The 24,980-nt window shown below is 71.8% G+C and carries 27 protein-coding genes; 12 read left to right on the plus strand and 15 right to left on the minus strand.

Features of this window, described 5'->3' with window-relative positions:
* Positions 1-19: 19 nt before the first annotated feature.
* The gene (locus ACPT94_RS28860) at positions 20-1,231 is read right to left on the minus strand and encodes an FAD-dependent monooxygenase (RefSeq protein ID WP_360339235.1); all 1,212 of its coding nucleotides are present in this window, start codon (positions 1,229-1,231) and stop codon (positions 20-22) included.
* A 354-nt stretch (positions 1,232-1,585) separates the two neighbouring features.
* Here ACPT94_RS28860 and melC1 point away from each other — a divergent pair, with 354 nt between their 5' ends.
* From melC1 to ACPT94_RS28875, 3 genes are all read left to right on the plus strand, one after another.
* Positions 1,586-1,987 (plus strand): apotyrosinase chaperone MelC1, encoded by a 402-nt coding sequence (gene melC1 / locus ACPT94_RS28865; RefSeq protein WP_360339238.1) that lies wholly within the window; start codon positions 1,586-1,588, stop codon positions 1,985-1,987.
* 32 nt (positions 1,988-2,019) lie between these two features.
* Positions 2,020-2,844 carry a tyrosinase MelC2 gene (gene melC2, locus ACPT94_RS28870; RefSeq protein ID WP_360339241.1) on the plus strand — a complete coding sequence of 275 codons (825 nt, stop codon included), beginning with the start codon at positions 2,020-2,022 and terminating at the stop codon, positions 2,842-2,844.
* 74 nt (positions 2,845-2,918) lie between these two features.
* The gene (locus ACPT94_RS28875; protein WP_360339244.1) at positions 2,919-3,371 is read left to right on the plus strand and encodes an SRPBCC family protein; all 453 of its coding nucleotides are present in this window, start codon (positions 2,919-2,921) and stop codon (positions 3,369-3,371) included.
* A 15-nt stretch (positions 3,372-3,386) separates the two neighbouring features.
* On the opposite strand, the gene ACPT94_RS28880 is transcribed toward ACPT94_RS28875, so the two are convergent.
* Complete coding sequence (locus ACPT94_RS28880; protein WP_360339247.1) at positions 3,387-4,094, minus strand: ribonuclease H family protein; 708 nt, start codon at positions 4,092-4,094, stop codon at positions 3,387-3,389.
* Between the two features lie 53 nt (positions 4,095-4,147).
* Positions 4,148-4,945 carry a VOC family protein gene (locus ACPT94_RS28885; RefSeq protein WP_360339250.1) on the minus strand — a complete coding sequence of 266 codons (798 nt, stop codon included), beginning with the start codon at positions 4,943-4,945 and terminating at the stop codon, positions 4,148-4,150.
* 225 nt (positions 4,946-5,170) lie between these two features.
* On the opposite strand from ACPT94_RS28885, the gene ACPT94_RS28890 reads away from it, so the two are divergent.
* Positions 5,171-5,626, plus strand: a complete 456-nt coding sequence (locus tag ACPT94_RS28890) for a phosphotransferase (protein WP_425247208.1) — start codon at positions 5,171-5,173, stop codon at positions 5,624-5,626.
* On the opposite strand, the gene ACPT94_RS28895 is transcribed toward ACPT94_RS28890, so the two are convergent.
* Complete coding sequence (locus ACPT94_RS28895; protein ID WP_425247193.1) at positions 5,523-6,005, minus strand: VOC family protein; 483 nt, start codon at positions 6,003-6,005, stop codon at positions 5,523-5,525. The two genes, ACPT94_RS28890 and ACPT94_RS28895, sit on opposite strands and share 104 nt — an antisense overlap.
* A 147-nt stretch (positions 6,006-6,152) precedes the next feature.
* Here ACPT94_RS28895 and ACPT94_RS28900 point away from each other — a divergent pair, with 147 nt between their 5' ends.
* The 3 genes from ACPT94_RS28900 to ACPT94_RS28910 all read left to right on the plus strand — a co-directional run bounded on the left by ACPT94_RS28900 (position 6,153) and on the right by ACPT94_RS28910 (position 8,758).
* On the plus strand, positions 6,153-7,370 hold the full coding sequence (locus ACPT94_RS28900; protein WP_360339259.1) for an epoxide hydrolase family protein: 1,218 nt from the start codon (positions 6,153-6,155) through the stop codon (positions 7,368-7,370).
* 130 nt (positions 7,371-7,500) lie between these two features.
* The gene (locus tag ACPT94_RS28905) at positions 7,501-8,154 is read left to right on the plus strand and encodes an ATP-dependent Clp protease proteolytic subunit (RefSeq protein ID WP_360339262.1); all 654 of its coding nucleotides are present in this window, start codon (positions 7,501-7,503) and stop codon (positions 8,152-8,154) included.
* Position 8,155: 1 nt separating this feature from the next.
* On the plus strand, positions 8,156-8,758 hold the full coding sequence (locus tag ACPT94_RS28910; protein WP_360339265.1) for a ClpP family protease: 603 nt from the start codon (positions 8,156-8,158) through the stop codon (positions 8,756-8,758).
* Between the two features lie 22 nt (positions 8,759-8,780).
* Here ACPT94_RS28910 and ACPT94_RS28915 read toward each other — a convergent pair whose 3' ends face one another.
* Positions 8,781-9,185: a helix-turn-helix domain-containing protein gene (locus ACPT94_RS28915; protein ID WP_360339268.1), complete on the minus strand. Its 405-nt coding sequence runs from the start codon at positions 9,183-9,185 to the stop codon at positions 8,781-8,783.
* Between the two features lie 126 nt (positions 9,186-9,311).
* On the opposite strand from ACPT94_RS28915, the gene ACPT94_RS28920 reads away from it, so the two are divergent.
* Together ACPT94_RS28920 and ACPT94_RS28925 are read left to right on the plus strand one after the other, a co-directional pair.
* Positions 9,312-10,091: a class I SAM-dependent methyltransferase gene (locus tag ACPT94_RS28920; RefSeq protein WP_360339271.1), complete on the plus strand. Its 780-nt coding sequence runs from the start codon at positions 9,312-9,314 to the stop codon at positions 10,089-10,091.
* 208 nt (positions 10,092-10,299) lie between these two features.
* A complete protein-coding gene (locus ACPT94_RS28925) occupies positions 10,300-11,187 on the plus strand; it encodes an RNA polymerase sigma factor SigF (protein ID WP_360339489.1) in 888 nt (295 codons plus the stop codon).
* Positions 11,188-11,227: 40 nt separating this feature from the next.
* On the opposite strand, the gene ACPT94_RS28930 is transcribed toward ACPT94_RS28925, so the two are convergent.
* Together ACPT94_RS28930 and ACPT94_RS28935 are read right to left on the minus strand one after the other, a co-directional pair.
* Entirely contained in the window at positions 11,228-11,683 is a 456-nt protein-coding gene (locus ACPT94_RS28930; RefSeq protein ID WP_360339274.1) for an ATP-binding protein, read from the minus strand.
* A gap of 108 nt (positions 11,684-11,791) precedes the next feature.
* Entirely contained in the window at positions 11,792-13,027 is a 1,236-nt protein-coding gene (locus tag ACPT94_RS28935) for a DUF6777 domain-containing protein (protein WP_425247194.1), read from the minus strand.
* A 158-nt stretch (positions 13,028-13,185) separates the two neighbouring features.
* On the opposite strand from ACPT94_RS28935, the gene ACPT94_RS28940 reads away from it, so the two are divergent.
* Positions 13,186-14,463, plus strand: a complete 1,278-nt coding sequence (locus tag ACPT94_RS28940; protein WP_425247195.1) for a streptophobe family protein — start codon at positions 13,186-13,188, stop codon at positions 14,461-14,463.
* Positions 14,464-14,488: 25 nt separating this feature from the next.
* Here the strand turns inward: ACPT94_RS28940 and ACPT94_RS28945 are convergent, their stop codons facing one another.
* The 5 genes from ACPT94_RS28945 to mgrA all read right to left on the minus strand — a co-directional run bounded on the left by ACPT94_RS28945 (position 14,489) and on the right by mgrA (position 20,268).
* The gene (locus tag ACPT94_RS28945) at positions 14,489-15,481 is read right to left on the minus strand and encodes a serine/threonine-protein kinase (RefSeq protein ID WP_360339283.1); all 993 of its coding nucleotides are present in this window, start codon (positions 15,479-15,481) and stop codon (positions 14,489-14,491) included.
* Positions 15,481-16,023 carry a hypothetical protein gene (locus tag ACPT94_RS28950; protein WP_360339286.1) on the minus strand — a complete coding sequence of 181 codons (543 nt, stop codon included), beginning with the start codon at positions 16,021-16,023 and terminating at the stop codon, positions 15,481-15,483. The genes ACPT94_RS28945 and ACPT94_RS28950 overlap by 1 nt, the downstream gene beginning before the upstream one ends.
* Before the next feature lie 5 nt (positions 16,024-16,028).
* On the minus strand, positions 16,029-18,368 hold the full coding sequence (locus ACPT94_RS28955; RefSeq protein WP_360339289.1) for an ABC transporter ATP-binding protein/permease: 2,340 nt from the start codon (positions 18,366-18,368) through the stop codon (positions 16,029-16,031).
* Between the two features lie 69 nt (positions 18,369-18,437).
* Positions 18,438-18,848, minus strand: a complete 411-nt coding sequence (locus ACPT94_RS28960; RefSeq protein WP_360339292.1) for a hypothetical protein — start codon at positions 18,846-18,848, stop codon at positions 18,438-18,440.
* 427 nt (positions 18,849-19,275) lie between these two features.
* Positions 19,276-20,268, minus strand: coding sequence for an L-glyceraldehyde 3-phosphate reductase (gene mgrA / locus ACPT94_RS28965; RefSeq protein WP_360339295.1), 993 nt, complete (start codon positions 20,266-20,268; stop codon positions 19,276-19,278).
* Positions 20,269-20,393: 125 nt separating this feature from the next.
* Between mgrA and ACPT94_RS28970 the strand changes: the two genes are divergently transcribed.
* Both ACPT94_RS28970 and ACPT94_RS28975 read left to right on the plus strand, forming a co-directional pair.
* On the plus strand, positions 20,394-21,278 hold the full coding sequence (locus ACPT94_RS28970; protein ID WP_360339298.1) for a LysR family transcriptional regulator: 885 nt from the start codon (positions 20,394-20,396) through the stop codon (positions 21,276-21,278).
* A gap of 51 nt (positions 21,279-21,329) precedes the next feature.
* Positions 21,330-21,845 (plus strand): mycothiol transferase, encoded by a 516-nt coding sequence (locus ACPT94_RS28975; RefSeq protein WP_360339301.1) that lies wholly within the window; start codon positions 21,330-21,332, stop codon positions 21,843-21,845.
* Here ACPT94_RS28975 and ACPT94_RS28980 read toward each other — a convergent pair.
* The 3 genes from ACPT94_RS28980 to ACPT94_RS28990 all read right to left on the minus strand — a co-directional run.
* A complete protein-coding gene (locus ACPT94_RS28980) occupies positions 21,827-22,897 on the minus strand; it encodes an adenosine deaminase (protein WP_360339304.1) in 1,071 nt (356 codons plus the stop codon). The genes ACPT94_RS28975 and ACPT94_RS28980 overlap by 19 nt on opposite strands.
* 45 nt (positions 22,898-22,942) lie before the next feature.
* Entirely contained in the window at positions 22,943-23,335 is a 393-nt protein-coding gene (locus ACPT94_RS28985) for a VOC family protein (RefSeq protein ID WP_360339307.1), read from the minus strand.
* 229 nt (positions 23,336-23,564) lie between these two features.
* The coding region (locus ACPT94_RS28990) for a phosphodiester glycosidase family protein (RefSeq protein ID WP_425247196.1) at positions 23,565-24,980 on the minus strand (1,416 nt) is incomplete at its 5' end.

The following is a 24,980-nucleotide window of genomic DNA, read 5'->3' on the forward strand; positions in this document are numbered from 1 at the left end:
CGCAGGAGGTCCGTGCGGGTTACCTGCCGGAGGTCAGGGCCCGTGCGTGCGCCGTCCGCGCGAGCTTCGGGCCGAGCCAGCGCTTGAACCGGCGCAGCGCCTCCAGCTGGCCCGCGGCCCGGTCGAGCCGGTAGTACAGCTGGGGCGGTACGTAGGGCAGCAGGGGTGAGTGGCGCTGGCCGAGGAGGGCGAACATCTGCTGCGGGGGCAGATGGATGTAGCGGGTCAGGTTCTCGTACCACTGGGCGCTGTAGCGGGCGGCGCTCTGCAGGGAGAGCAGGGCCGACTTGCGTTCCCGCTCGTAGCGCGCGAGGGCCTGCGGGAGGTCGGCGCACATGCGCAGGGCCTCGGCCAGTGCGAAGGCGTCCTCCAGGGCGAGGGTGGTGCCGGCGCCGATGGAGTAGTGCGTGGTGTGGGCGGCGTCGCCGAGGAGGACGAGGTTGTCGCGGTACCAGGTGCGGTTGGTGAGGGTGCGGAAGGTCAGCCAGGGGGAGCTGCCGTCGGCGGAGGCACGACCGATCAGTTCGCGGCCGTCGAGGATGTGCGCGAAGAGCTTCTCGAGGCGGGCCAGTCCGTCGGCCTCGCCCGCCCGGTCCAGGCCGAGTCCGGTCAGGGTCTCGGGGGCGCACTCGATGACGCAGGTGCTCCGCTCGGAGCTGAAGGGATAGCCGTAGCACCAGATCCAGCCGTGCTCGGTCTCCACGAAGGCGAAGGTGAAGGAGTCGAAGACCTTGGTGGTGCCGAGCCAGATGTACGGGTTGCGGCCCGCCGTCAGTTCGGCGCCGAAGTGTCCGGCGTGGTGGGTGCGCAGGGCGCTGTGGACGCCGTCGGCCGCGACGACGAGGTCGGCCTCCGGGGGGTCCTCGGCCGTGATCTCGTGCTCGAACTCCAGCCGTACGCCGAGGGCGCGGGCACGGTCGGCGAGGATCTCCAGGAGCTTGTGGCGGCCGATGCCGTGGCCCTCGTCGCCGGGCTGACGGGTGGCCATGTCCCGTACGTGCGCGACGCCTTGGTTCCAGCGGACGGAGCTCTGCTCGACGGCGCGGGCCGACTCGGGGTCGTGCGCGTGGAGTTTGTCGAGGAGCCCTCGCCAGTAGGTGACGCCCCACCCGTAGGTCGAGCCCTCCGGGTTGCGCTCGTGGACGGTGATGTCGTGGGACGGGTTCTGCCGCTTGAGCAGGATCGAGAGATACAGGCCGGCGGGCCCGCCGCCGACGCAGGCGACCTTCACGCACACCCCTAGGTATTACGAAAAGTGGTCAATTGACGACGGAGGGTAGCAGGTGGAAAGGGTGCCGGGCTTCGGCCCACACCCTCGATTCCGCCACTTTCCGCACGTGAGCCACACCACCGGCGGCGCGGCGGCAGACGAAAACCCATCGAAAGAACCGCTCCCACGGAAAGGAATTCCCCCTTCCGGAGCATCCGGGATCCCCCGGACAGCAAGATCATCTTGGTTCAACATTGCACGACATGTGATTGATTGTCCGGATCGCAGCCAACCCGTCATACGGGATTTCTCCCGTTCTCCGGCCGGCCGATAGGCATGCGGGGTCGTCAACCGAACGAACCCCAGGAGGTCCGCATGCCGGAACTCAGCCGTCGTCGTGCGCTCACCACCGCGGCCGCCCTCACCGCGGCCGCGGGCGGCCACACCGCCCTCGCATCCGCCGCCCGGGCGAGCGACCACCACTCCGCCGACTCCGCCCCCTCCCCCACCACTCCCGCCTCCTTCGACGAGGTCTACCAGGGCCGCCGGATACAGGGCCGGCCGACGGCCGGCGGCGGTCATCACGGGGGCGGGCACCACGGCGCCGGATACGCCGTGTTCATCGACGGCGTGGAGCTGCACGTGATGCGCAACGCCGACGGCAGCTGGATCAGCGTGGTCAGTCACTACGACCCGGTGCCCACGCCGCGGGCCGCCGCCCGCGCCGCGGTGGACGAGCTGCGGGGTGCCCGGCTCCTCCCCTTCCCCGCCAACTGACCGTCCTCCCCGCACACTTGGAGCATCCGCACATGACCGTCCGCAAGAACCAGGCGTCCCTCACCGCCGACGAGAAGCGCCGCTTCGTCGCCGCCGTCCTCGAACTCAAGCGCAGCGGCCGCTACGACGCCTTCGTCACCACCCACAACGCCTTCATCCTCGGCGACACCGACAACGGCGAGCGCACCGGCCACCGTTCGCCGTCCTTCCTGCCCTGGCACCGCAGATTCCTGCTGGAGTTCGAGCGGGCGCTGCAGTCGGTGGACGCGTCGGTGGCGCTGCCGTACTGGGACTGGTCCGTGGACCGGTCGACGCGCGCCTCGCTGTGGGCGCCGGACTTCCTCGGCGGCACCGGGCGCAGCCTGGACGGGCGGGTGATGGACGGGCCGTTCGCCGCGTCCACCGGGAACTGGCCGATCAGCGTGCGGGTCGACGGGCGCGCCTATCTGCGGCGGGCGCTGGGGGCGAGCGTCCGTGAGCTGCCGACGCGCGCCGAGGTGGACTCGGTGCTCGCGATGGCGACGTACGACATGGCGCCCTGGAACAGCGCCTCGGAGGGCTTCCGCAACCATCTGGAGGGCTGGCGGGGCGTGAACCTGCACAACCGGGTCCATGTCTGGGTCGGCGGCCAGATGGCCACCGGCGTCTCCCCGAACGATCCGGTGTTCTGGCTGCACCACGCCTACATCGACAAGCTGTGGGCCGAGTGGCAGCGCCGCCATCCGGGGTCCACGTACATGCCGGCCGCCGGGACGCCGAACGTGGTCGACCTGAACGAGACCATGAAGCCGTGGAACGACTCCACACCGGCCGGTCTCCTCGACCACACCCAGCACTACACCTTCGACACCGACTGACCGTCGCGAGGTTCACCAAGCAGGTCAGGGGTACCCGAGCGGCGTACCCGAAGAGAGCGAAGGAGGAGACGACCGTGACGAAGGTCGAGGAATCCATCGAGGTCGGTGTCCCCGTGCACACGGCCTACAACCAGTGGACGCAGTTCGAGACGTTCCCCGAGTTCATGAGCGGGGTGGAGCGCATCGAGCAGCGCACCGACACGCTCACGCACTGGGTGACGGACGTGGCCGGACAGCACCGGGAGTTCGATGCGGAGATCACCGAACAGATCCCGGACGAGCGGGTCGCGTGGACGACGGTCGGCGGCGAGTCACGGCAGTCCGGCGTGGTGACCTTCCACCGCCTCGACGACGAGCACACCAAGGTGATGCTCCAGATGGACTTCGAGCCGGAGGGCATCGCCGAGACCGTCGGCGACAAGCTGGGGTTCGTGAAGCGCCGGACGAAGAGCGACCTCAAGCATTTCAAGGAGTTCATCGAGCAGCGCGGCCAGGAGACCGGCGGCTGGCGCGGCGTGGTCACCTGACCGACGCCGCCCGGGTCACCCGGCGGCCGCCGTACGGCACTCCGGGTGGCCCCAGCCCTGGTCGTTCTTGGCGATCGGCTCCCCGGCCGCGTACGCCCGCCCGCACACGCAACGGCCGGGGAACTTGGCCTTGATCGTGCGGGCCGAAGCACCGCCGGACCGTCGGGGCGCCTTGCCCCCGGCGGTCCGGCGACGTGCGCCCGAGGCGGGCGGGGTGTCGGGCGAGGGCGGCGGCTCGGGCGAGCCGAGGGCGCTGCCCGCGGGCTGCTGGACGCTCGCCGCCTGGCTGGCGGCCCGGTCCGCGAAGTCGTTGAGCCGGTCGCCGTCGACCTGGTGGGCCGGCACATGGCGGAAGTCGACGGAGCGGCCGTCGAGCAGCTCGTCGATGCGCACGACCAGCTCCTGGTTGGCGACCGGCTTGCCGGCGGAGGTCTTCCAGCCGTTGCGCTTCCAGCCGGGCAGCCAGGTGGTGACGGCCTTCATGGCGTACTGCGAGTCCATGCGGATCTCGAGCGGTACGGCCGGGTCGGTCGCCGCCAGCAGGCGCTCCAGCGCGGTGAGTTCGGCGACGTTGTTGGTGGCCTTGCCGAGCGGCCCCGCCTCCCAGCGGGCCGGCGCCTCACTGTCGTCGGAGATCACCCAGGCCCAGCCGGCCGGTCCCGGGTTTCCCTTCGAAGCCCCGTCGCACGCGGCCACCACTCGTTCACGCATGCGCACGATCATGCCACGGTCCGGCGGGGGGCCTGGTCACGGTCGCCTGATCCGAGCGACAGGTGCTACGAGACGTCGGTGGTCTTCGGCACCTCGCCCTCGGTGGTGGTGACGTCGATCACCGAGAAGTTCGCGCCCTGCGGGTCGGTGAGGGCGGCGAACCGGCCGAAGGGGGTGCTCATCGGCCCGAACTGCAGCTGTGCGCCGAGCTTGGTCGCCCTGGCGACGGCGTCGTCGCAGTCGGGGACGGTGAAGTAGACGTTGACGTACGGCGGGACCTCGGGCGGGAAGTCGTCCGTCATCCTCATCCGGCCCAGGACGGGGCGCTCGCCGAGGTCGTAGAGGCGGAAGTCGATCGCCTCGTCCTCCATCTGCTTCTGCCGGTAGCCGAAGACGGCGGGGAAGAAGGTGTCCGCCTTCTGGGGCTCGCGGGTGAAGACCTCGGCCCAGGCGTAGGCGCCCGGGGTTCCCATGGTGTCGAAGCCCTCGTGGGTGCCCGCCTGCCACACGCCGAACACGGCGCCGCTGGGTTCGCGGGCCAGGCACATGGTGCCGAAGTCACCGACCTCCATCGGCCCCATCAGCACCTCACCGCCGTTCTCCCGGACCTTGGTGGCGGTGGCGGCGGCGTCCTCGGAGGCGAGGTAGAGGCACCACTGGGACGGGCCCTCCTGCCCCGGCATCGGCGGGACGACGGCGGCGACCGCCTTGTCGTCCGCGTACGCCTGGGTGTAGTGGCCGTACTCCGACGACGCCTCGCCGAAGGTCCAGCCGAGGACGTCGCCGTAGAAGGCCTTCGCCGCCTCGACGTCGGTGAACATCGCGTCGGCCCAGCAAGGGGCTCCCTCAGGTTGCACGGCCATGACGGCGGCCCTCCCGATGAGATGGATTGTCCGGTTCCTCACGCTAGTCACCCCTCCGCCACCTCGCGCGCCGAATGTGCCCCTCCGTCGGCCCGCCGGGCCGGCCCCCAGCCCCGGCGCGCCGCCGGCACCCTCCGTGCCCGGGCACCACGCTGTGCGACCACCTGAAGGGTGACCCGATACGCGCCGACCCTCCGTCCGCTCGCCGGGGATGCGGCGCATCGCGTGGGAGATCCCGCAGGTGATGGTCGGAACCGGCTGATACCTCATCAAATTCGTCGGACGCACGGCGACTGGCCGGCCCGGCTGGGGCCGGGGCTGCCGGTCGCGGCGCCGGCACCGCTGGAGCGGGGCGAGCCCGGCGAGAGGTTCTGCCGGCCGTGGTCCGTCTACCGGTGGCCGGACGGCCGTAACCCGGTCGCGGGTGCCCTGGAGAAGCCGAAGGCACTCGCGGCGGGCCCGGGGGCGTTCCTCGCCGGGCTGCGCCGGATCGACCCGCAGGACGGTCCAGTCAACCACCGGGGTGTGCCCCCGGAGAAGACGGTTACACCGCGTGAGGATCGGTGGCGGACCGCCGCTACTGCCCGTCGTAGGCCCTGCGCAGGGCGGCGATGTCGAGCTTGCCCATGGAGAGCATGGCGCGGGTGGCGCGGGCGGCCTTGTCCTGGTCGGGGTCGGTGACCATCTCCATGAGCACGCCGGGCACGACCTGCCAGGACACGCCGTACTTGTCCTTGAGCCAGCCGCAGGGGCCGGGCTCGCCGCCGCCCTCGGTGAGCTTGTGCCAGTAGTGGTCGACCTCCTCCTGGTCGGCGCAGTGGATCTGGAAGGAGATCGCCTCGTTGAACTTGAACTCCGGGCCGCCGTTCAGCGCGACGAACTTCTGGCCGTTCGCGGTGAACTCGACGGTGACCACCGAGCCGGCCGGTCCCGGTCCGGCCTCGGTGTAGCGGGTGATCCTCCCGACGCTGGAGTTCTTGAAGATCGAGACGTAGTGATGGGCGGCCTCCTCGGCCTGCCCGTCGAACCAGAGACACGTGGTGAAGCCGTCGGTGGTCATGTGTACCTCCTGGGGCGGGTACAGGGGCGTGGAACGCGGTCATCAGTGTCGACCGGCGCGCGTCCCGGAACTCATCGCCCGGGCCGGAAACAGTTCCCGGAATCAATCCGGACGGCCGTCGATCGGTGCCGCACTAGCATCCGGGACATGACGTCCTCATCCGCCGACCGCGGCATTCGCCCCTTCCGCCTCGACGTACCCCAGAGCGACCTCGACGACCTGCACGCGCGCCTCGACCGGACCCGCTGGCCCGAGGGACTGCCCGCGACGGGCTGGGCGTACGGCGTGCCGACGGACTATCTGCGGGAGCTGGTGGGGTACTGGCGCCACACGTACGACTGGCGGGCGGCGGAGGCGCGGCTCAACGAGTGGCCGCAGTTCACGACCACGATCGACGGGGCGAACGTCCACTTCGCGCACGTGCGCTCCCCCGAGCCGCACGCCACCCCGCTGGTGATCACCCATGGCTGGCCGGGGTCGGTCGTCGAGTTCCTCGACGTGGTGGGCCCGTTGACGGATCCGGCGGCGCACGGCGGGGATCCGGCCGACGCGTTCCACGTCGTCGTACCGAGCATCCCCGGCTTCGGGCTGTCCGGGCCCGTAGTGGAGAGCGGCTGGGAGGCGGGCCGGGTCGCCGACGCGTGGGCCGAGCTGATGTCCCGGCTCGGCTACGAACGGTTCGGGGCGCAGGGCGGCGACTGGGGCGCGGCCATCTCCCGCGAGCTGGGCCGCGCGCACCCCGACCGGGTGATCGGCGTCCACCTGAACCTGCTGCCGGGTGCGCAGGCCACGAGCGAGCCGACGCCCGAGGAGCTGGCGGCGCTGAGTCCCGAGGAGCGGGAGCGGACGCTGACCTCGTGGCGCCGGTGGACCGCCTTCTCGGCGGAGGGCATCGGCTACTACTTCCAGCAGGCCACTCGGCCGCAGACCCTGGCCTACGGGCTCAGTGACTCGCCGGTCGGTCAACTCGCCTGGATCATTGAGAAGTTCCGGGAGTGGACGGACTCCGAGGAGCTGCCGGAGGAGGCAGTGGACCGGGACCGGCTGCTGACCAACGTGATGCTCTACTGGCTGACCGGGACGGCCGGTACGTCCGCCCGGATCTACTACGAGCGGCAGCACACCACCACCGGCCGCGTCGCCGCGCCGAGGGAGCCGTCGACCGTGCCGACCGCGCTCGCGCTCTTCCCGGCGGAGCCGCAGATCCCGCTGCGGCGCAAGGCGGAGCGCACGGAGAACCTCGTACGGTGGACGGAGTTCGACCGCGGCGGGCACTTCGCGGCGATGGAGGAGCCGGACCTGCTGGTGGGCGATGTGCGGGCGTTCTTCCGGGAGTTGAGGGAGAAGGGGATCGGCGCCGGCTGAGCACTCCGGGGGCGCTCTGCCCTCGGCGAATCTGCCGAGGGCAGGGAAATCCCCTGCGGGACCGGTCACGGGCCGATGGTGGAGGCAGCGCGGCACACGCCGCCGCACCCAGCCTCGACAAGGAGCGCCCATGTCTCCACGCGCCGCCGGCCACGCGCCGGCCCTGCTGCCCCGGGCCGAGGAGGGCGACACCCCTCCCTCCCGGTTCGACGACCACCTCGCCGCCCAACTCCTGGGCCAGCGCATCGTGTTGCTCGGCACCCAGGTCGACGAGGTCTCCGCGAACCGGGTCTGCGCCCAGTTGCTGATCCTGTCCGCGGAGGACCCGCGCACCGACATCGCCCTGTACGTCAACAGCCCGGGCGGGTCGGTCCACGCGGGCCTGGCCATCTACGACACGATGCGGCTGATCCCCAACGACGTCTCCACGCTCGCCATGGGATTCGCGGCCAGCATGGGCCAGTTCCTGCTGAGCGTCGGCGCGCCCGGCAAACGGTACGCCCTGCCGAACGCGCGGATCATGATGCACCAGCCGTCGGCCGGGATCGGCGGCACCACCGCAGACATCGAGATCCAGGCGGAGAACCTGGAGTTCACCAAGCGGACCATCGAGCGCATCACCGCCGAGCACACCGGCCAGTCCCCGGAGACCATCTCCCGGGACGGCGACCGGGACCGCTGGTTCACGGCCGAGGAGGCCAGGGAGTACGGCATGGTGGACCGGGTCGTGGAGTCGCTGGCCGACGTCCGCCCGGCCGCCTCGAAGCGACGGATGGGGCTGTGACATGGGGACCTACACGATTCCGAACGTCGTCGAACGGACCCCGCAGGGCGAGCGGTCGTACGACGTGTTCAGCCGGCTGCTGTCGGAGCGGATCATCTTCCTCGGCACCGAGATCGACGACGGCGTCGCCAACGTCGTCATCGCGCAACTGCTCCATCTGGAGTCGGCGGCGCCGGAGAGCGAGATCGCGATCTACATCAACTCGCCGGGCGGCTCGTTCACCTCGCTGATGGCGATCTACGACACGATGACGTATGTGCAGGCACCGGTCTCGACGCTCTGCGTCGGGCAGGCGGCCTCGACGGCGGCCGTGCTGCTGGCCGGCGGCGACCCCGGGCGGCGGTTCGTGCTGGAGCACGCGCGCGTGCTGCTCGGGCAGCCGGCCAGCGGGGGCCGGCAGGGCACGGTGTCGGACCTCGCGCTCCAGGCCAAGGAGATGGTCCGGATCCGCGCCCAGGTCGAGGAGGTGCTCGCCCGGCACACCCACCACGACGTCACGACCCTGCGCGCCGACATGGACCGCGACAAGGTGTTCACCGCCCCGGAGGCCGTGGCGTACGGCCTGGCCGACGAGGTGGTGAGCCGGCGCCTCGTACAGGTCTGAGACGCCGGCTCGCGCCCGTGCGTCAGGCGGCCAGGCAGAGCCCGTCGTGCGACGACGCGGTCGCCGTACGGCTCGCGTGGGTGTGCCGGCTGGTCAGCCGGACGAGCTCGCCCTGGGCCCGCGCCAGGAGGTCGCCGAGGCTCAGGCCGAGGGCGTGGGCGGCGGCCGCGAGGACCTCCGAGGAGGCCTCCTTGCGGCCGCGCTCGACCTCCGACAGATACGGCATGGAGATGCGGGCCGCGTCGGCGACGTCCTTCAAGGTGCGCTCCTGGGCCTGACGTTCGCGGCGCAGGACGTCGCCGACGAGGTCGCGCCAGAGGGGCTCTCTCGGGGTGGGCGGCCGGTCGGCGGGGCGGGCGGTTCCCGGGCGCTCGGCCGAGGGACGCAGCGGGATCACGCGGGCTTGGTTCGGCACTTGGTTGCTCACCCTCCCAGCCTAGGAGCGGCGGCCGCCACGGGAAGGGCCCGGCGTTCCGCCCTCAGGGAAATGGCGACTCGTACCCGGTCCGTACCGCAGACACTGGTCGAACGGGCCACAGAAGGGGCGTATCCGATGCTGCGGGACACATTCGACACGGTCGCGGAACGCTACGACCGGGCTCGGCCCTCCTATCCCCCGCCGCTGGCAGGGCAGTTGATCCGGTCGGCAGGGCTCGGGCCGGGCAGCAGGGTGCTGGAGATCGGTCCGGGGACGGGCCAGTTGACGCGTCCGCTGGCGGAGACGGGCTGCCGGCTGACGGCGGTCGAACTGGGCCCGTCGCTGGCGGCCGTGGCGCGGCGGAACCTCGACGCCTTCCCCCAGGTGGACGTCGTCGTCTCCGACTTCGAGCGCTGGCCGCTGCCCGCCGAGCCGTTCGACCTGGTGGTGAGCGCGACCGCGTTCCACTGGATCGACCCGTCGCTGCGGGTCGCGAAGACCGCCGACGCCCTGCGTCCGGGCGGTCTGCTGGCGCTGGTGACGACCCACCATGTGGCGGGCGGCAGCGTGGAGTTCTTCGCCGACGCGCAGGGCTGCTACGAGCGCTGGGACCCGGCGACACCGCCCGGGCTGCGTCTCGAGCCCGAGGAGGACATCGCCTCCGACACCCGGGAGCTGACCCTCGGCTCTCGCTACGCGGACGTCACGGTCCGTCGTCACGCCCAGGAGGTGACGTACTCGGCGGACGCGTACATCGACGTCCTGCTGACCTACTCGGGACACCTCGCGCTCGACGAACCCGCCCGCCAGGGACTGCTGACGTGCATCCGCGACCTCATCGAGAACCGGTACGGCGGCACCGTCACCAAGCGCTACCTCCACGAGCTCGTCACCGCCCGGCGCACAGCGGAGTGAGCCCCCACGGGCCGATACGTCCGTCGGTCCGCCCGCCGCCGGACCCGCCGCGCCCGCCGGGCGTCCACGCGGGTTTCGGCCGCTCGGAAACTCGGTACGCATGTGCCGGCCGACTCGGGGTATCCGGCCCGTGAGCGGGCCTGCACAATAGGTCCGCTCACTGACCGGGAAGAGCAGACGTCGTACCGTGACTTTCTTGGGAGAGGTAATGCACACCGCCGCGATCGGGTCGGAGGCAAAGGTCGTCGAGGACACCGCCGGGACCGGAACGGGTGGAGCACCGCTGCCGGGAGTCGAGGACCCGAGGAGCGTGGCCCCCCGCGACGCACGTGAGCTGTCCCGTCAGTTCTTCCAGCGACTGACGGAACTCGAGGAGGGCACGCACGAGTACCAGTACGCGCGCAACACCCTCATCGAGATGAACATGTCGCTCGTGCGGTTCGCGGCCGGACGGTTCCGCGGCCGCGGCGACGACATGGAGGACATCGTCCAGACCGGGATGATCGGCCTGATCAAGGCCATCGACCGGTTCGAGATCTCGCGCGAGGTGGAGTTCACCTCCTTCGCGCTGCCCTACATCGTCGGTGAGATCAAGCGCTTCTTCCGGGACACGACGTGGGCGGTGCACGTGCCGCGGCGGCTGCAGGAGCTGCGCGTCGAGCTGGCCAAGGCGCGCGACGAGCTCGCCAGCCGGCTGGACCGGGAGCCGACGGTCGCGGAGCTGGCCACGCTGATGAACCTCTCCGAGAAGGAGGTCATCGAGGCGCAGATCGCCTCCAACGGCTACAACTCCTCCTCGCTCGACGCCGCACTCACCGGCGACGGCCCCGAGAACGGCGAGGCGGTCCTCGCCGACTTCATCGGGGTGGAGGAGGACGGGCTGCGGCTCGTCGAGGACTTCCACTCCCTCGCTCCGCTGATGTCCGAGCTCAGTGAACGCGACCGGCAGATCATCCACATGCGGTTCGTGGAAGAGGCCACCCAGGCGGAGATCGGCGAGCGGCTCGGCTGCTCCCAGATGCACGTCTCCCGCCTCATCAAGCGGATCATCACGCGGCTGCGCCAGGGGATGCTGGGCGAACTCGGCTGCGCCTGATCCCGAAGCCGTGGGGCGGCCCGCCCCACGGCTCACCGGGTCACTGCCGTACGAGCCGGACCACGGCGCGGACGCGCTTGCCGACCGGTACGCGCTCGGCGGTCACCTCGGTCGCGAGCGCGTGCACGATCTCCAGGCCGTGCCGGCCGACGCGCCGGGGGTCCTTGGGGAACCGCAGGGGCAGCGCGTCGCTGCTGTCGTAGACGGACACCGCCACCGAGGCGTCCGTGCCCTCCAGTTCCAGGATGTACGGGCCGTTGCTGTGCCGGTCGGCGTTGGTGACCAGTTCGCTGACGACCAGCAGCACCTCGCCGCCGACGCGCTCGTCGACGGTGGCGCACCACTCCGTGCGGAGCTGCTCGACGAAGTGCGCGGCGAAGGTGCGTGCCTCGGCGATGGATCCGGGTTCACCGGTGTAGTGCGCCGCTCGCCGTAGCGGTTCCACGGGTACATCGAAACCAGTCGGTATCACTGCCCCGTCCAGATGCTCGAACATGCGTTTCTCTCTCGGAGGCCGGGCTGGCCGGACGCTGCTGCACCTGTGCTCGTACCCCGTGCCGGGCGGCGCAGTCCCCCGCCTTCGGCCGCGCGGTCATGGGCTGCCTCACAGGGAGGGCGGGCCGCTGGGGGCCTCCGGAGCGGAGGAGGGGGCCGACTGGGTGACCGTGTCGTTCGTCGGCGGGGCCTCCGGGGGCGAGGGGGCCTCGGTCTCCGGTGGGCTCGTGGGTGGGGGCGGCGGCGGTGACGACGGCTCCGGGGAGGGAGGCTCCGGCTTCGGGGACGGCGAGGAGGGCTCGGCCGGCGTGGGCGATTCCGTGCTCCTGGACGTCGGCGGGACGGAGGGGCTCGGCTTGCCGGACGGGCTCGTGGGCGAGCTCGGGAGGGAGGCGCTCGGGGACGGCCTGGGCGGGTTCGCCGGCGGCTTGGCGGGGCGGTCCTTGTCGCAGTCGGTGTCCCCGCGTTGCCGGGCGATCCAGCCGTCGTCGTGGGAGTCGTGGAGCACGAAGACCTTGACGAGGGTCGTCGAGGGCGTGACCACGACGACGTTCGAGGGCCGGTACGACGGCCAGGAGTCGCCGGTGGGCGTCGGCGCGGTCGGCTGGGCGACCGGCGGGGTCAGCGGGTTGCCGCAGGCGCAGCGGACCCTGGGCAGGCCGTGTCCGTCGACGAGGACGGCGGTGCCGGCCTGCAGGACGGCCTGGTAGGCGGTGGCGGCGCCGTCGCGGTAGCCGTGGTTGGTGACGCGGGTGTCCATGCGCAGCTGGACCGGGGTGAGGGAGCGCAGGTAGGCGGGGACCTGGGAGGGGGCCACGCCGACGACGGAGGCGAACGCGTCGTTCTTGGCGGGGGCCTCCTGGAGGAACTCGATCTGCTTCTCGACGTCGCAGGCGGCGACGTCGCGGGTGCCGCCGTACAGGCCGCCGGCTCCGCCGTTGACGCCCCGGAGGACGTTCGCGGACTCCGAGGTGGTCGCCGTGGCGGTGGAGGTGGGCGGGGCCGATCCGGTGGTGGCGGTGGACGGGGTGAAGGGGTCCGGGCCGGTCTTGCCCGCGGCCTGGAGGAAGACCTCGCTCCTGCGGCCGGAGCCGCCGCCGTCGGGGCGGGTCAGGACCACGGCGAGCGCCACCGCGACCACCACGGCGATGGTGATCATGGCGATGCGCGGCGCGGACTTCCACCACCGCCGGGAGGGCTCGGACGGACCGCCGGGAAACGGCCCGTCCGGCGGCCCCTCGGGCGGGACGCTTCCCGGTGGTCCGGTGGGCGGCGGGGAGGAGCCCGACAGGGGCCCGGAGGGCGGCCCTGTGGGGCGGCCGGAAGACGGAGGTTCGGCGCTCACAAGCACTCCCGACGCGGGTTCCTGCGGCGTTTTGCGAGTGGTGCGCCGCTTTGCTCCACAACGTCACCATTGTGCGCTCCGGTCGGGCCCCGGCCGCAAGCGGACGCGGACGGCCCTCCCGGCAGGCGCGGGGGACAGGGGCTGCTTAGCGTGGCAGGGTGAGCTCGCACACCCTGTCCGACCAGGCAGTCGCCCGACACGGCTGGGTGCAGGCGGTCACCACGGCCCTGACCGCGTTGATCGCCATGGGTGTGGTCGCCGGGCTGGGGCTGTTGTGGGCCGGAGCCGCGGACCTGCCGGAGGGCGCCTTCCCACGGGTGGTCGCGGCGACCGTCGTCACGGCCGTCGGCGGCACGGTCGAACTCTCCGGGGACGCCGGGGGGCTGGTGGACACCCGGGCGGCGCTGACCGTCATCCCGTTGTCCGTCACCCTCGTCGGAGCCCTCGTGACCGCGGCCGGTTTCCTGCGCCCGCTGCGGCACCGGGCGGTCGCGGGTGTCGCGGAGCTGGCCGGCTGGGCGGGGCGGATCGCCGTCGTGTGGCTGCTCGGTCTGCTCGCCCTGTCCTTCGCCGCCCGTGAGACCTTCGCGCTCCCGCTGGGCGACGACACGCTCAGCGATATCGGCGAGCTGTTCGACATCAGCCCGAAGGTCGGCTTCACCACCGACGTGCCGCTCACGCTGGTGTTCGGCCTGTTGTGGCTGGCCGGCGTGCTGGTGCTGGCGCTGCTGGTCTCGCGTGGGGCGCCGCTGCCGGCCCGGCTGCTGCGCTTCCAGGAGTCGGTACGGCCGGCCGCGTACGCGATGGTGGTGCTCCTCCTGGTGTGCGTCGCGCTGGGCCTCCTCATCGCCTTCGTGGTCGCCGTGACGCGCGGCCATGCCGCCGAGACCCTGGCGGTGATGCTTCTGGGGCTGCCCAACCTGGTGTGGCTGGTGTTCACCATCGGTCTGGGCGCCACCTGGGAGGGCCGGGTGGAGGGCCCGTTCGGGCTGCCCGTGCCGCATGTGCTGGACGAGGTCCTGCGCGGCTCGGACATCGCCACGCTGAACCTGGGCAGCCTCGCCGAGCGGGACGGCCGCGTGTGGTGGCTCGTCGTCGTGGACGCGCTGCTGCTGCTGGCGGCGGCCTTCGTGATGGCGGCCCGCTCACCGGCCCGGACGCCCGCGTGGCGGCACGGTGTGCACATGGCGGTCGCGCTGGTGCTCACGGTGCTGATGATCTGCCTGATCGGCCGTGTCTCCGCGCACTACGGCCTGGCCGTGCTCGGCATCAGCGACCTGGGCGGCTCGGATCTGGGCGGCGACCTGTACCTGCGCCCCGTGGTGGGGACGGCACTCGGCTTCGCGGCGCTGTGGGGGCTGGTCACCGGGTTCCTCGCCGGGTTGCTGGCGCGGGGGACGGCGGGGCAGGGCAGGGTCGACGAGGGCTCGTGGTGAGGCCCTGAGGCCCGGCCGGGATCCCTCACCCTCGGTCGCCCCGGCCGAACACCGGCGCCGCCCACCTCGGCGGCGGCTTGGGCGGTCCGCCCCCCGCGACCGGGAGGTTCACCTCCGTCGGCGGGTGCCCCGCCCGCGGGCCGCCCGATCCCGCCGCCCTCAGGTCGCCGGCGAAGGCGAGGCAGGTGGCGTGGCGGGCGTCGGGCGTCTTGGCCAGAGCCTGGGCGAAGACCTCGTCGACGCGCGGGGGCAGGTCGGGGCGGGACTCGGTGAGCGGGGGCGGCTCGTCGTACTGGTGGGCCCACAGCAGGGCCATGTCGTCGTCGCGGCGGAAGGGAGGGCGGCCGGCGAGGGTCTCGTAGGCGACGCAGGCGAGGCCGTAGACGTCGCAGCGGCCGTCGACCGGGCGGCCGGAGATCTGCTCGGGGGCGACGTAGTCGAGGGTGCCGACGAACTGGCCGACGGTGGTGAAGCCGGTGAGGGACAGCGACTTCTTCGTGAGGCCGAAGTCGGTCAGGTAGACGTGCTCGGGGTGGTCGCTGTCCGTGCCGCGGGCGACGAGGATGTTGCCGGGTTTGACGTCCCGGTGGACCAGGCCGTGCTCGTGGGCGGCGTCGAGCGCGGAGGCGACCTGCGTGGCGATGCGGACGGCGGTCGGCAGCGGCAGCGCGCCCCGGCTGTCGAGGAGGTGGCGCAGGTCGCGGCCGGCGACGTAGCGCATGGCGATGTACAGCAGGCCGTCGGTCTCGCCGGCCTCGAACACCGGCACGATGTGCGGGTGGTCGATCGCGGCGGCCACCCGGGACTCGTGGGTGAAGCGGTCGCGGAAGGTGTCGTTGCGCGCGAGTTCCGGGGCGAGCAGCTTGAGGGCGACGGTGCGGTCGAGGCGCAGGTCGCGGGCGCGGTAGACGACGGCCATGCCGCCGCGTCCGATCTCGGCCTCGATGCGGTAGCCGGCGACCTGCCGTCCGACGAGTTCGGAGGGTCCGCCTGCGAAGAGGCTCGTCTCGCGGTCCATCAGGGGTCACCGTCGGGGGCGACGGTCCGGGAGCCGGTGCGGGCGTCCTGGGTCGTGGTGGGCGGGTCGTCGGCCGCGTAGGTGCTCAGTCGGGTGCCGTCGCCGTACAGCCAGCGCCCCTGGGCGGGGTCGTAGAGCCACATGGACTCGCCGTCGACGACCACGCCGATCCTGAGGCCCTGGGTGCGGTTGCGGAAGGTCTCGCCGTCGAGGGCGCCGCCGGCGAGTTCCTCGACGGCGGCCCGGTAGCGGGCGAGTGCCTGTTCGGCGCGTCCGAGGAAGGGGCGCGGGTCGGTGACGGTGGTGAGGTCGGCGTCGGCGAGGGGCGGATCCTGGGGTACGGCGACGAGGTGACGGCCGTCCACCCAGGCCGACCAGCCGTTGGCGCACAGCACATGTCCCCAGTCGCCGTGCCGCTCGACGAGCCGCACGGGCAGCAGCGGGTCGAGGGGGACGCTGGGCCGGGCGGGGTCGGGGGCCTCCCAGGAGGGCATGCCCCGCTGGGGGACGACGTGCGTGGGCCGGAAGCCGGGGGTCGTCATCGCGCCTACTTCCGCATCACGGCGGGTTCGTGCCGGCGCAGCAGGCGGGAGACGACGAACCCGAAGACGACCGAGAGCACCACGAGCATCCCCACGTCGAGCAGCCACACGCGCGCCGCGTGCTCGAACAGGGGGTCCGCGGCCAGGCCGCCCGGCACGATCCGGGCCAGGCCGACGGTGCCGGCCATCGCGCCGAACGCCCAGCGGGAGGGCACGAGCCACGCCAGCTGCTCCAGCCCGGGCACGCCGTGCAGCGACAGCAGCGCGCCGCAGAAGACGACCTGGACGATGGCGAGCAGCACGAGCAGCGGCATCGTCACCTCCTCCTTGCGCACGAGCGCGGAGACCAGCAGGCCGAGCATCATCGCCGTGAAGGCGAGCAGGGCGACGGCGATGGTGATCTCGAGCAGCGGCGGCATCAGCACGCCCTTCCCGCCGGGCGCGCCGAGGTCGACGCCGAGCAGGGCGACGAGTGTCAGCACCACCGCCTGCACGACGGTGACCGCGCCCAGGACGACGACCTTCGACATCAGGTACGCCGATCTGGACAGGCCGACGGCCCGCTCGCGCTGGTAGATCACGCGTTCCTTGACCAGTTCGCGCACGGCGTTGGCCGCGCCGGTGAGGACGCCGCCGACGCACAGGATCAGCAGGGCGTTCATCGCGGTGTCGCGGGTGAGCCGGCTGCCGGCGAGGGCGCGGGCCATCGCGCCCATCACGAACGGCAGGGCGATCATGATGGCCAGGAAGGTGCGGTCGGCGCCGAGCGCGGTCGCGTAGCGGCGGACCAGGGTGCCGAGCTGGGCGACACGGCTGCGGGGCCGGGGCGGCGGCAGCAGGATGACCGGGCCCTCGCGGGGCAGGTCGGGCTGGGCGCTGGCGGCGACGACGTAGTGCCGGTGGAACGGCGACTCGGCGTACTCCCCCGCCCAGTCCCGGTCGCGGTCCCGGTCGAACGCCTCGAAGGCCTCGGGCCAGTGCTCGAAGCCGAAGAAGGCGAGGGCGTCGTCGGGCTGCCCGTAGTAGGCGACCTTGCCGCCGGGTGCGAGGACGAGGAGGCGGTCGCAGACGTCGAGACTGAGGACGCTGTGGGTGACGACGATGACGGTGCGGCCGTCGTCGGCGAGGCCGCGCAGCATGTGCATCACCGAGCGGTCCATGCCGGGGTCGAGGCCCGAGGTCGGCTCGTCGAGGAAGAGCAACGACGGCTTGGTCAGCAGTTCCAGGGCCACGCTGACCCGCTTGCGCTGTCCGCCGGAGAGGCTGTGCACGGGCTGGTCGGCACGCTCCTCCAGGCCCAGTTCGCGGAGGACCTCCTCGACCCGCTCCTCGCGTTCGGTTCTCGCGGTGTCCTGCGGGAAGCGCAGTTCGGCGGCGTAGCCGAGGGCGCTGCGCACCGTGAGCTGGACGTGCAGGATGTCGTCCTGCGGGACCAGGCCGATGCGCTGGCGCAGTTCGGCGTAGTCGCGGTACAGGTCGCGGCCGTCGTAGACGACCGTGCCGTGGTCTGCGGGGCGCTGTCCGGTGAGGGCGTTGAGCAGGGTGGACTTGCCGGCGCCGCTGGGGCCGACGACCGCGAGCAGGCACTTCTCCCCCACCGGGAACGACACGTGGTCGAGGAGGAGTCTGCGGCCGTGGTCGACGGCGACCGTGAGGCCCTGGACGTCGAGGGAGATCTCGCCGGTGTCGACGTACTCCTGGAGTTCGTGGCCGACCAGGCAGAACGCCGAGTGGCCGATGCCGACGATGTCGCCGGGGCCGATCGGGGCGGTGGTGACGGGCAGGCCGTTGAGGTAGGTGCCGTTGTGGCTGTCGAGGTCGGTGATCTCGTAGGTGCCGTCGGGCAGGGCGTGCAGTTCGGCGTGCCGGCGGGAGACGACCAGGTCGTCGATGACCAGGTCGTTGTCGGCGGCGCGGCCGATGCGCACGGTGCGGGCGGGCAGCGGGCGGACGCTGGTGGGCTCCCGGAAGGCTCCCGTCGCCTCCGGGTGCGACACCGCGGAGGGCCGCTCCGGCGAGGGAGGCGGGCGGCCGGTCAGGACGGCGCGGGGGCCGTCGGTGAGGCTGCCGAAGTGGATCACGGTGCCGGGGCCGACGTCCGAGGCGTGGACGCGACGGCCGTCGGCGTAGGTGCCGTTGGTGCTGTGTTCGTCCTCGAGGATCCAGTGGTCGCCGTCGGGCCGCAGGACCGCGTGGTGCCAGGAGACGCGGGCGTCGTCGAGGACGATGTCGCTGAGCGGGTCACGGCCGACGCGGTAGGGGTGGTCCGGAACCATCACCATGGAGCCCGTCTCGGTCTCCAGCACGAGTTCGGGCGCGGTCGAGGCGACAGGCGGCTCCGCCATGCCGGAATTCTATCGATTCGCACCCCAGTGCGCCCCATCGGAGATCCGTCGGGGCCGCTCTGTCATGTGTCAGCCGACGGGAAGCACGAGCGCCGGGATGGTCCGCTGCATACGCAGGGCGTCGACGGACTCGGCGAGCAGTTCGTACTCCGTGGTGTCGTCGCTGGCGGCGATCCGCACCAGCCGCCCGCCGGCCAGTTCGTCGGCGACCAGTTCCTGCTGTTCCATGTCGGCGCACCAGGCCCGCAGCACCCCGGGCACGTCCGGCACGGTCTCGGCGACCGGCACGAGGGCGTTCGGCGGGAAGTGCGCGTCGTCGGGCTGCGGGTCGAGCCGCTCGGCGATCCAGGAGGCCCGGTCCCGCAGCCACCACAGGGCGAGGGCCAGCGTCGGCGCACGGTAGGTGCCCAGCGGTACGCCGATGCGCCGGCCGTCGCAGACGCCGTACGCGGTGACATGGCACAGGAATTCGTCGTGCACGACCTTCTCCCCCGTCGCTCGCCTGCCGGTGCGGCCTCGCTTTCCGTGCGGCTCCTGTGGGGTGAACTGCCCCCTGACGTTCGAGTATGTTCACTACTGAAACACTGTCACCATGACTTTCCGGCCAGTCTCCTGGCATATTCGCCAGCCGCTCCTGGCCGAAATGCGATGGGCGCGGGATTCGGTACGGGATCGACGCAGACCGAGGTCAGCGCCCTGACCGGAGCGGATGTCCTCCGGCCGGAAAGGGAGCGGTGAATTCCGCCGCCCGCGGCGGTCTGTTCCCGGCAAGGCGGAAAAGATCGCCGCGGGCGGAGGACACGATGACCGCCGGCGGAAAAGTGGACGCGGAATTCACCGCAGCCCCACACGGAAGCCCATTCGGATCACGGCTCGCTCCCGCGTGGTCGTGCCCCGGAAGAAAGGCTCAGCCGTTGACCACCGCGTCGATGCGGGCCAGCTCGTCCGCGTCGAAGTCCAGGTTGTCCAGCGCGCCGACACTGTCCTCGATCTGGCGGGCGCTGCTCGCGCCGACCAGGGCGGAGGTGACACGGCCGCCGCGCAGCACCCAGGCCAGGGCGAGCTGGGCCAGCGACTGGCCGCGGGACTTGGCGATCTCGTCGAGGGCGCGCAGCTTGGCGACCAGTTCCTCGGTGACCGCGTCCGAGTTCAGGAAGGGGCTGTCGCTCGCCGCCCGCGAGTCCTCGGGGATGCCGTCGAGGTAGCGGGCGGTGAGCAGGCCCTGCTCCAGCGGGGAGAAGACGATGGAGCCGACCTGGAGCTCGTCCAGGGCGTCGAGCAGGCCCTCGCTCTCGGGGCGACGGTCGAGCATCGAGTAGCGCGGCTGGTGGATGAGGAGCGGGGTCCCCAGCTCGCCGAGGATGCGGGCGGCCTCACGGGTCTGCTCGGCCGAGTAGTTGGAGACGCCGACGTACAGCGCCTTGCCCTGCTGGACCGCGGAGTGCAGGGCGCCCATCGTCTCCTCGAGGGGAGTCTCCGGGTCGGGGCGGTGCGAGTAGAAGATGTCGACGTAGTCGAGCCCCATCCGCTTCAGGCTCTGGTCGAGGGAGGACAGCAGGTACTTGCGCGAACCCCACTCGCCGTACGGGCCGGGCCACATCAGATAGCCGGCCTTGGTGGAGATGACCAGCTCGTCGCGGTACGGCGCGAAGTCCGCCCTGAGGAACTCGCCCAGCGCGGACTCGGCGGCGCCGGGCGGCGGGCCGTAGTTGTTCGCGAGGTCGAAGTGGGTGACGCCGAGGTCGAAGGCGCGGCGCAGGATGGCCCGCTGGGTCTCGACCGGCCGGTCCGGGCCGAAGTTGTGCCACAGTCCGAGCGAGAGCGCGGGAAGCTTCAGGCCGCTGCGTCCGGTGCGCCGGTAGGGCATGTCCGCGTAGCGGTCGGGGTGTGCGGTGTACAACGCGACTCCATGAGGGGTTGGCTCGGAAGATCGGTTCACGGGAACCGCCACCCACTCTGGCGCGACCTGCGGGTAGTGGTCCAACAGAAGAATCCGATGGAATTCAGCGGATAGGCTTCTCAATCATGGAACTGCGCCACCTCCAGCACTTCGTCGCGGTCGCCGAGGACCAGCATTTCACCCGGGCCGCCGAACGCCTCATGGTCTCCCAGTCGGGCCTGTCGGCGTCGATCCGGGCCCTGGAGCGGGAGCTGCGGGCGCCGCTGTTCGTCCGGACGACCCGCCGGGTGACGCTGACGGAGGCCGGCCGGGCGCTGCTGGCGGAGGCGGAGCGGATCCTGGCGCAGGTTCGGGCGGCCCACGAGGCGGTGGCCGCCGTGCAGGGCGTGGTGCGGGGCACGCTCGCGGTGGGCACCGAGCAGTGCATCGCGGGCGTGCACGTGGCGGGGCTGCTGGCCGCCTTCCGGCGGCGGCATCCGGACGTGGAGATCCGGCTCAGACAGTCCGGCTCGGGCGCGCTGGCCGAGGAGGTGGCGGCGGGGCGTCTCGACCTGGCCTTCGCCTACCGCACCCAGGCGGACAGCGACCAGTTGCGCTCCGTGCCGCTGGCCTGCGAGCCGATGTACGTGCTGTGCCACCCCGAACACCGCCTCGCCGACGCGGCGGCCGCGCTCACACCGGCCGACGTCGCCGACGAGGTGTTCGTCGACTTCCACCCGGACTGGGGCCCGCGCCGCGCCACCGACGCCGCCTTCGCCGCCGCGGGCGCCCGCCGCACGGTCGCGCTGGAGGTCAACGACGTGCACAGCCTGCTCGACCTGGTGGGCGAGAACCTCGGCGTCGCCGTCGTGCCCCGCCACTTCCAGCACAAGCGGGAGGCCCTCACCGCCCTGCCCCTGAAGGGCACGGGCGAGGTGGTGTACGAGACCGTGGCCCTGCTGCCGCCCCCGCAGGCGACGAGCCCGGCGGCACGGGCGCTGATGGCGCTGCTCGATGCGGAGAACGCGTAAGGGTCCGGCCGAAAGGCGGCGACCGGACGGCGGGTGCGCCATGGTGGACGTATGCACGCCAAGGACATCCTCATCGACGGCTACAGCCGCATCCAGGAAGAAGTCCACGCCGCCGTCGAGGGCCTGGACCCCGACGACCTCAACGCCCGCCCCACCGCCGAGACCAACTCGATCGCCTGGCTGGTCTGGCACCTCACCCGTGTCCAGGACGACCACATCGCCGACGCCTTCGAGCTCGACCAGGTGTGGCTGTCCCAGGACTGGGAGAAACGGTTCGGCCTGGACCTGCCGCGCCGCGACACCGGGTACGGGCACAGCGCGGCGAAGGTCGCCAGGGTGCAGGTCTCCGAGGCCGGCCTGCTGACCGGCTACTACGACGCCGTCCACGCACAGACCCTGCAGGCGCTGCGCGGGCTGACCGCGGCGGACCTGGAGCGGATCGTGGACGAGCGCTGGGACCCGCCGGTCGGTCTGGGCGTACGGCTGGTCAGCGTCCTGTCCGACGATCTCCAGCACGTCGGACAGGCCGCCTATGTGCGCGGGCTCCTTCAGAGCGCGGCCGCGTAACCCGGCAGGACGACGTCCTCGATGAGGGCGCTGCGCTCGTCGAACGGGACGAACGCGCTCTTCAGGGCGTTCACGGTGACGGTGCGCAGGTCCTCGACGGTCCAGCCCGCCTCCTCGACCAGCAGGGACATCTCGCGGGTCATCGTCGTCCCCGAGACCAGACGGTTGTCGGTGTTGAGGGTGACCCGGAAGCCGAGGTCCTTCAGGGCGGTGATCGGGTGCTCGGCGATGGAGGTGGCGGCGCCGGTCTGGAGGTTGGAGGTCGGGCACATCTCCAGGGCGATCCGGCGGTCGCGGACCCAGCCCGCGAGGCGGCCGAGCTTGCCGTCGACGATGTCGTCGGTGATGCGGACGCCGTGGCCGATGCGCTGGGCGCCGCAGACCTGCAGCGCCTGGTGGATGCTGGGCAGGCCGTGGGCCTCACCGGCGTGGATGGTGAAGGGCACGCTCTCGCGGCGCAGGTGCTCGAAGGCGTCCAGGTGGTCGGCGGGCGGGAAGCCGTCCTCGGCGCCGGCGATGTCGAAGCCGACGACGCCTGCGTCACGGAAGGCGACGGCCAGGTCGGCGGCCTCACGGACACGGTCGAACATCCGCATGCCGCAGAGCAGTGTGCCCACACGGACGGGCGTCCCGGCGGCGGCCGCCTTGGCCATACCGGCGGCGAGGCCCTCCTGGACGGTCTCCACGACCTCGCTCATCGTCAGCCCGCCCCTGGTGTTCAGCTCGGGCGCGTAGCGCACCTCGCCGTAGACCACGCCGTCCGCGGCCAGGTCGAGCACGTACTCCTCGGCGGTGCGCAGCAGGCCCTCGCGGGTCTGCATGACGGCGAGGGTGTGCTCGAAGGTGGCGATGTAGCGGACCAGGTCGCCGGAGTTGGCGGCCTCGAAGTACCAGGCGGCCAGCTCGTCGGGGTCGGTGGTGGGCAGGGTGTGGCCGACCGCCTCGGCGAGCTCCACGACGGTGGCGGGGCGCAGGCCGCCGTCGAGGTGGTCGTGCAGGACGGCCTTGGGGAGGCGACGGAGGACATCGGCGTCTACACGCGTAGCGGTCATGGCGGTTCTTTCCTTGAGCGGGGCGGTTCTGGGCAGGGAGAAGGCTCAGTCGGCGGGCTGGAGCAGGTCCCAGCGGTTTCCGTACAGGTCCTGGAAGACGGCGACGGAGCCGTACGGCTCGTGCCGGGGCTCCTCCAGGAAGGTCACGCCGGCGCCGAGCATCCGGGCGTGGTCGCGGGCGAAGTCGTCGGTGCGGAGGAAGAAGCCGACGCGGCCGCCGGTCTGGTCGCCGATCCGGGCGCGCTGGGCGTCACCCTTGGCACGGGCGAGGAGGAGGCCGGTGCCGTCCTGATGCTCTCCCGGCCGTACGACGACCCAGCGGGAGCCGTCCGGACGCGGCGCGTCCTCGACGAGGCGGAAGCCGAGAGCTTCGGTGTAGAAGCGGATCACCTCGTCGTAGTCGTCCACGACGAGGGTGACCAGGGCGATACGGGACATCGGGGCCTTTCGGGAGCACTGATTAGCGGGAGAGGTTATACGTAAAACCTGATGGACGCCAGTCGCCGGCCGAGGCGAGGGCGGTGTCCCACGATCATGCGCGGCTTGCGGCGCCCGATGCCACGCCGGGGAGGCACCGGCCCCGGCGCCGGCCCGGACGACTCGATCGTCCGGGCCTCGCCGACCGCGGCGCCGAACGCGCCCCGGTAGTCCTGCGGGTGAGGGTGTGTCAGTCGCCGATCGCCGGCAGCCCGTGTCCGCCTCGCCCGGCGTAGACACTGTCGTAGACGGGCCGTTCGACTCCTCCTGGGTCGGCGAGCACGTTCTTGACCTGGCCGTCGACGACGAACGTGGTGGAACCGCCACCGTCCAGGTTGAGCGCGTCGACGGCTCCGAGATCCTGCATGATCTTCGCCAGGTCGTGGATCGGCACACCGAGGCGTTCGCCTTGGTTCTTGGCCGTCACGGTGACGAAGAGGGTGCGCCCCCAGCCGTCCGTGCCGATCGCGGTACGCGGGTCCGGCCTCTCGTTGCCGCCCTCCTCGGGCGCCACGACCTCGGCGTTGCGCATCAGAAGGTGGGTACCGTTGACGACGTCGATGGACGGGTGGGCGGGGTCGAGGTCGAGGTCCTCGTCGTCGGCCGGGTCGGTGTTGAAGCCGATGTCCGTGGCGTGCTGCTCCCTGACGAGCCTCGTTCCCACCTTCGCGTGCTCGTCCAGCCACTTCGCCCCGGCCTCGTCGCCGCTCTGCGTCGTGCCGATGCCCTGGAGGACCATGCCGTTCACAGGGATGGTGGTGCCGCCCCGCCTGGCCGTCTTGCTGATGACGTAGCCGTTGGCGTCGACGGCGACCTCGACCCCCTCGGCGTTGTCCGCCTTCACCCAGGGCGTGTGGCCGGGAAACGGGGTCTTCTGACCGTAGGCGGAGGTGAAGACGACGACCTCGCTGTCGTCCTCGTAGTAGGGCCCGCTCTTGATCACCCTGCCGTTCTCGTCCAGGTACTGGATCCTGCCGCCCGCGTCCCGGACCGGCTGCCCGTTGGCGTCCTTGAGGTAGGGAAGCGACCTGTCGTCGGGCCCCTGCCGGCAGAACGTGATCCAGCCCGGGTACCGGTTGAGGCCGTCGACCGTGCGCGTCGCGTCATCGGTGCGGTCGCCCGCGGTGCCCCCGTCGGACGTGATCTCCAGCGTGGTCGTGATCTTGGTGAAGTGGGGCCGGCCGTGCTGGAGGACGACGGCGTTCTGTCCGCTCGTGCAGGAGGCTCCCTGTACGACGTCCTCCTGGACCGAGGCCACCATGGGGATCGACCGTTCCTCGAGGATCCCGTCGCCGGCGGCGTCCTGGTCCTTGTAGGCGACGGAATACCCACCGTTGACGCCGGCATACGGCTTGTCGGCCGAGGTGGTGCCGACGGTGTCGAGCATCGCGGTGGTGCGTTCCTTCACGCCGACCGCCGCGCCCACCGTGCTGCGCACCGACACCGCGCCCTCGTCGGGGTCGATGACCGCGACACGGACGACGACGGGCTGGGAGTCGCTGGAGTACGTCGTCCGCTCGATTCCGTCGGCCACCACCAGGCGATGGGGCGTCATCCCGTCCAGGACCGATGTGACGGTGGAGTCCACGGGGTCGGCGACCGCGGT

This window comes from Streptomyces aurantiaciflavus, from assembly GCF_049808595.1.
Taxonomy (GTDB): domain Bacteria; phylum Actinomycetota; class Actinomycetes; order Streptomycetales; family Streptomycetaceae; genus Streptomyces.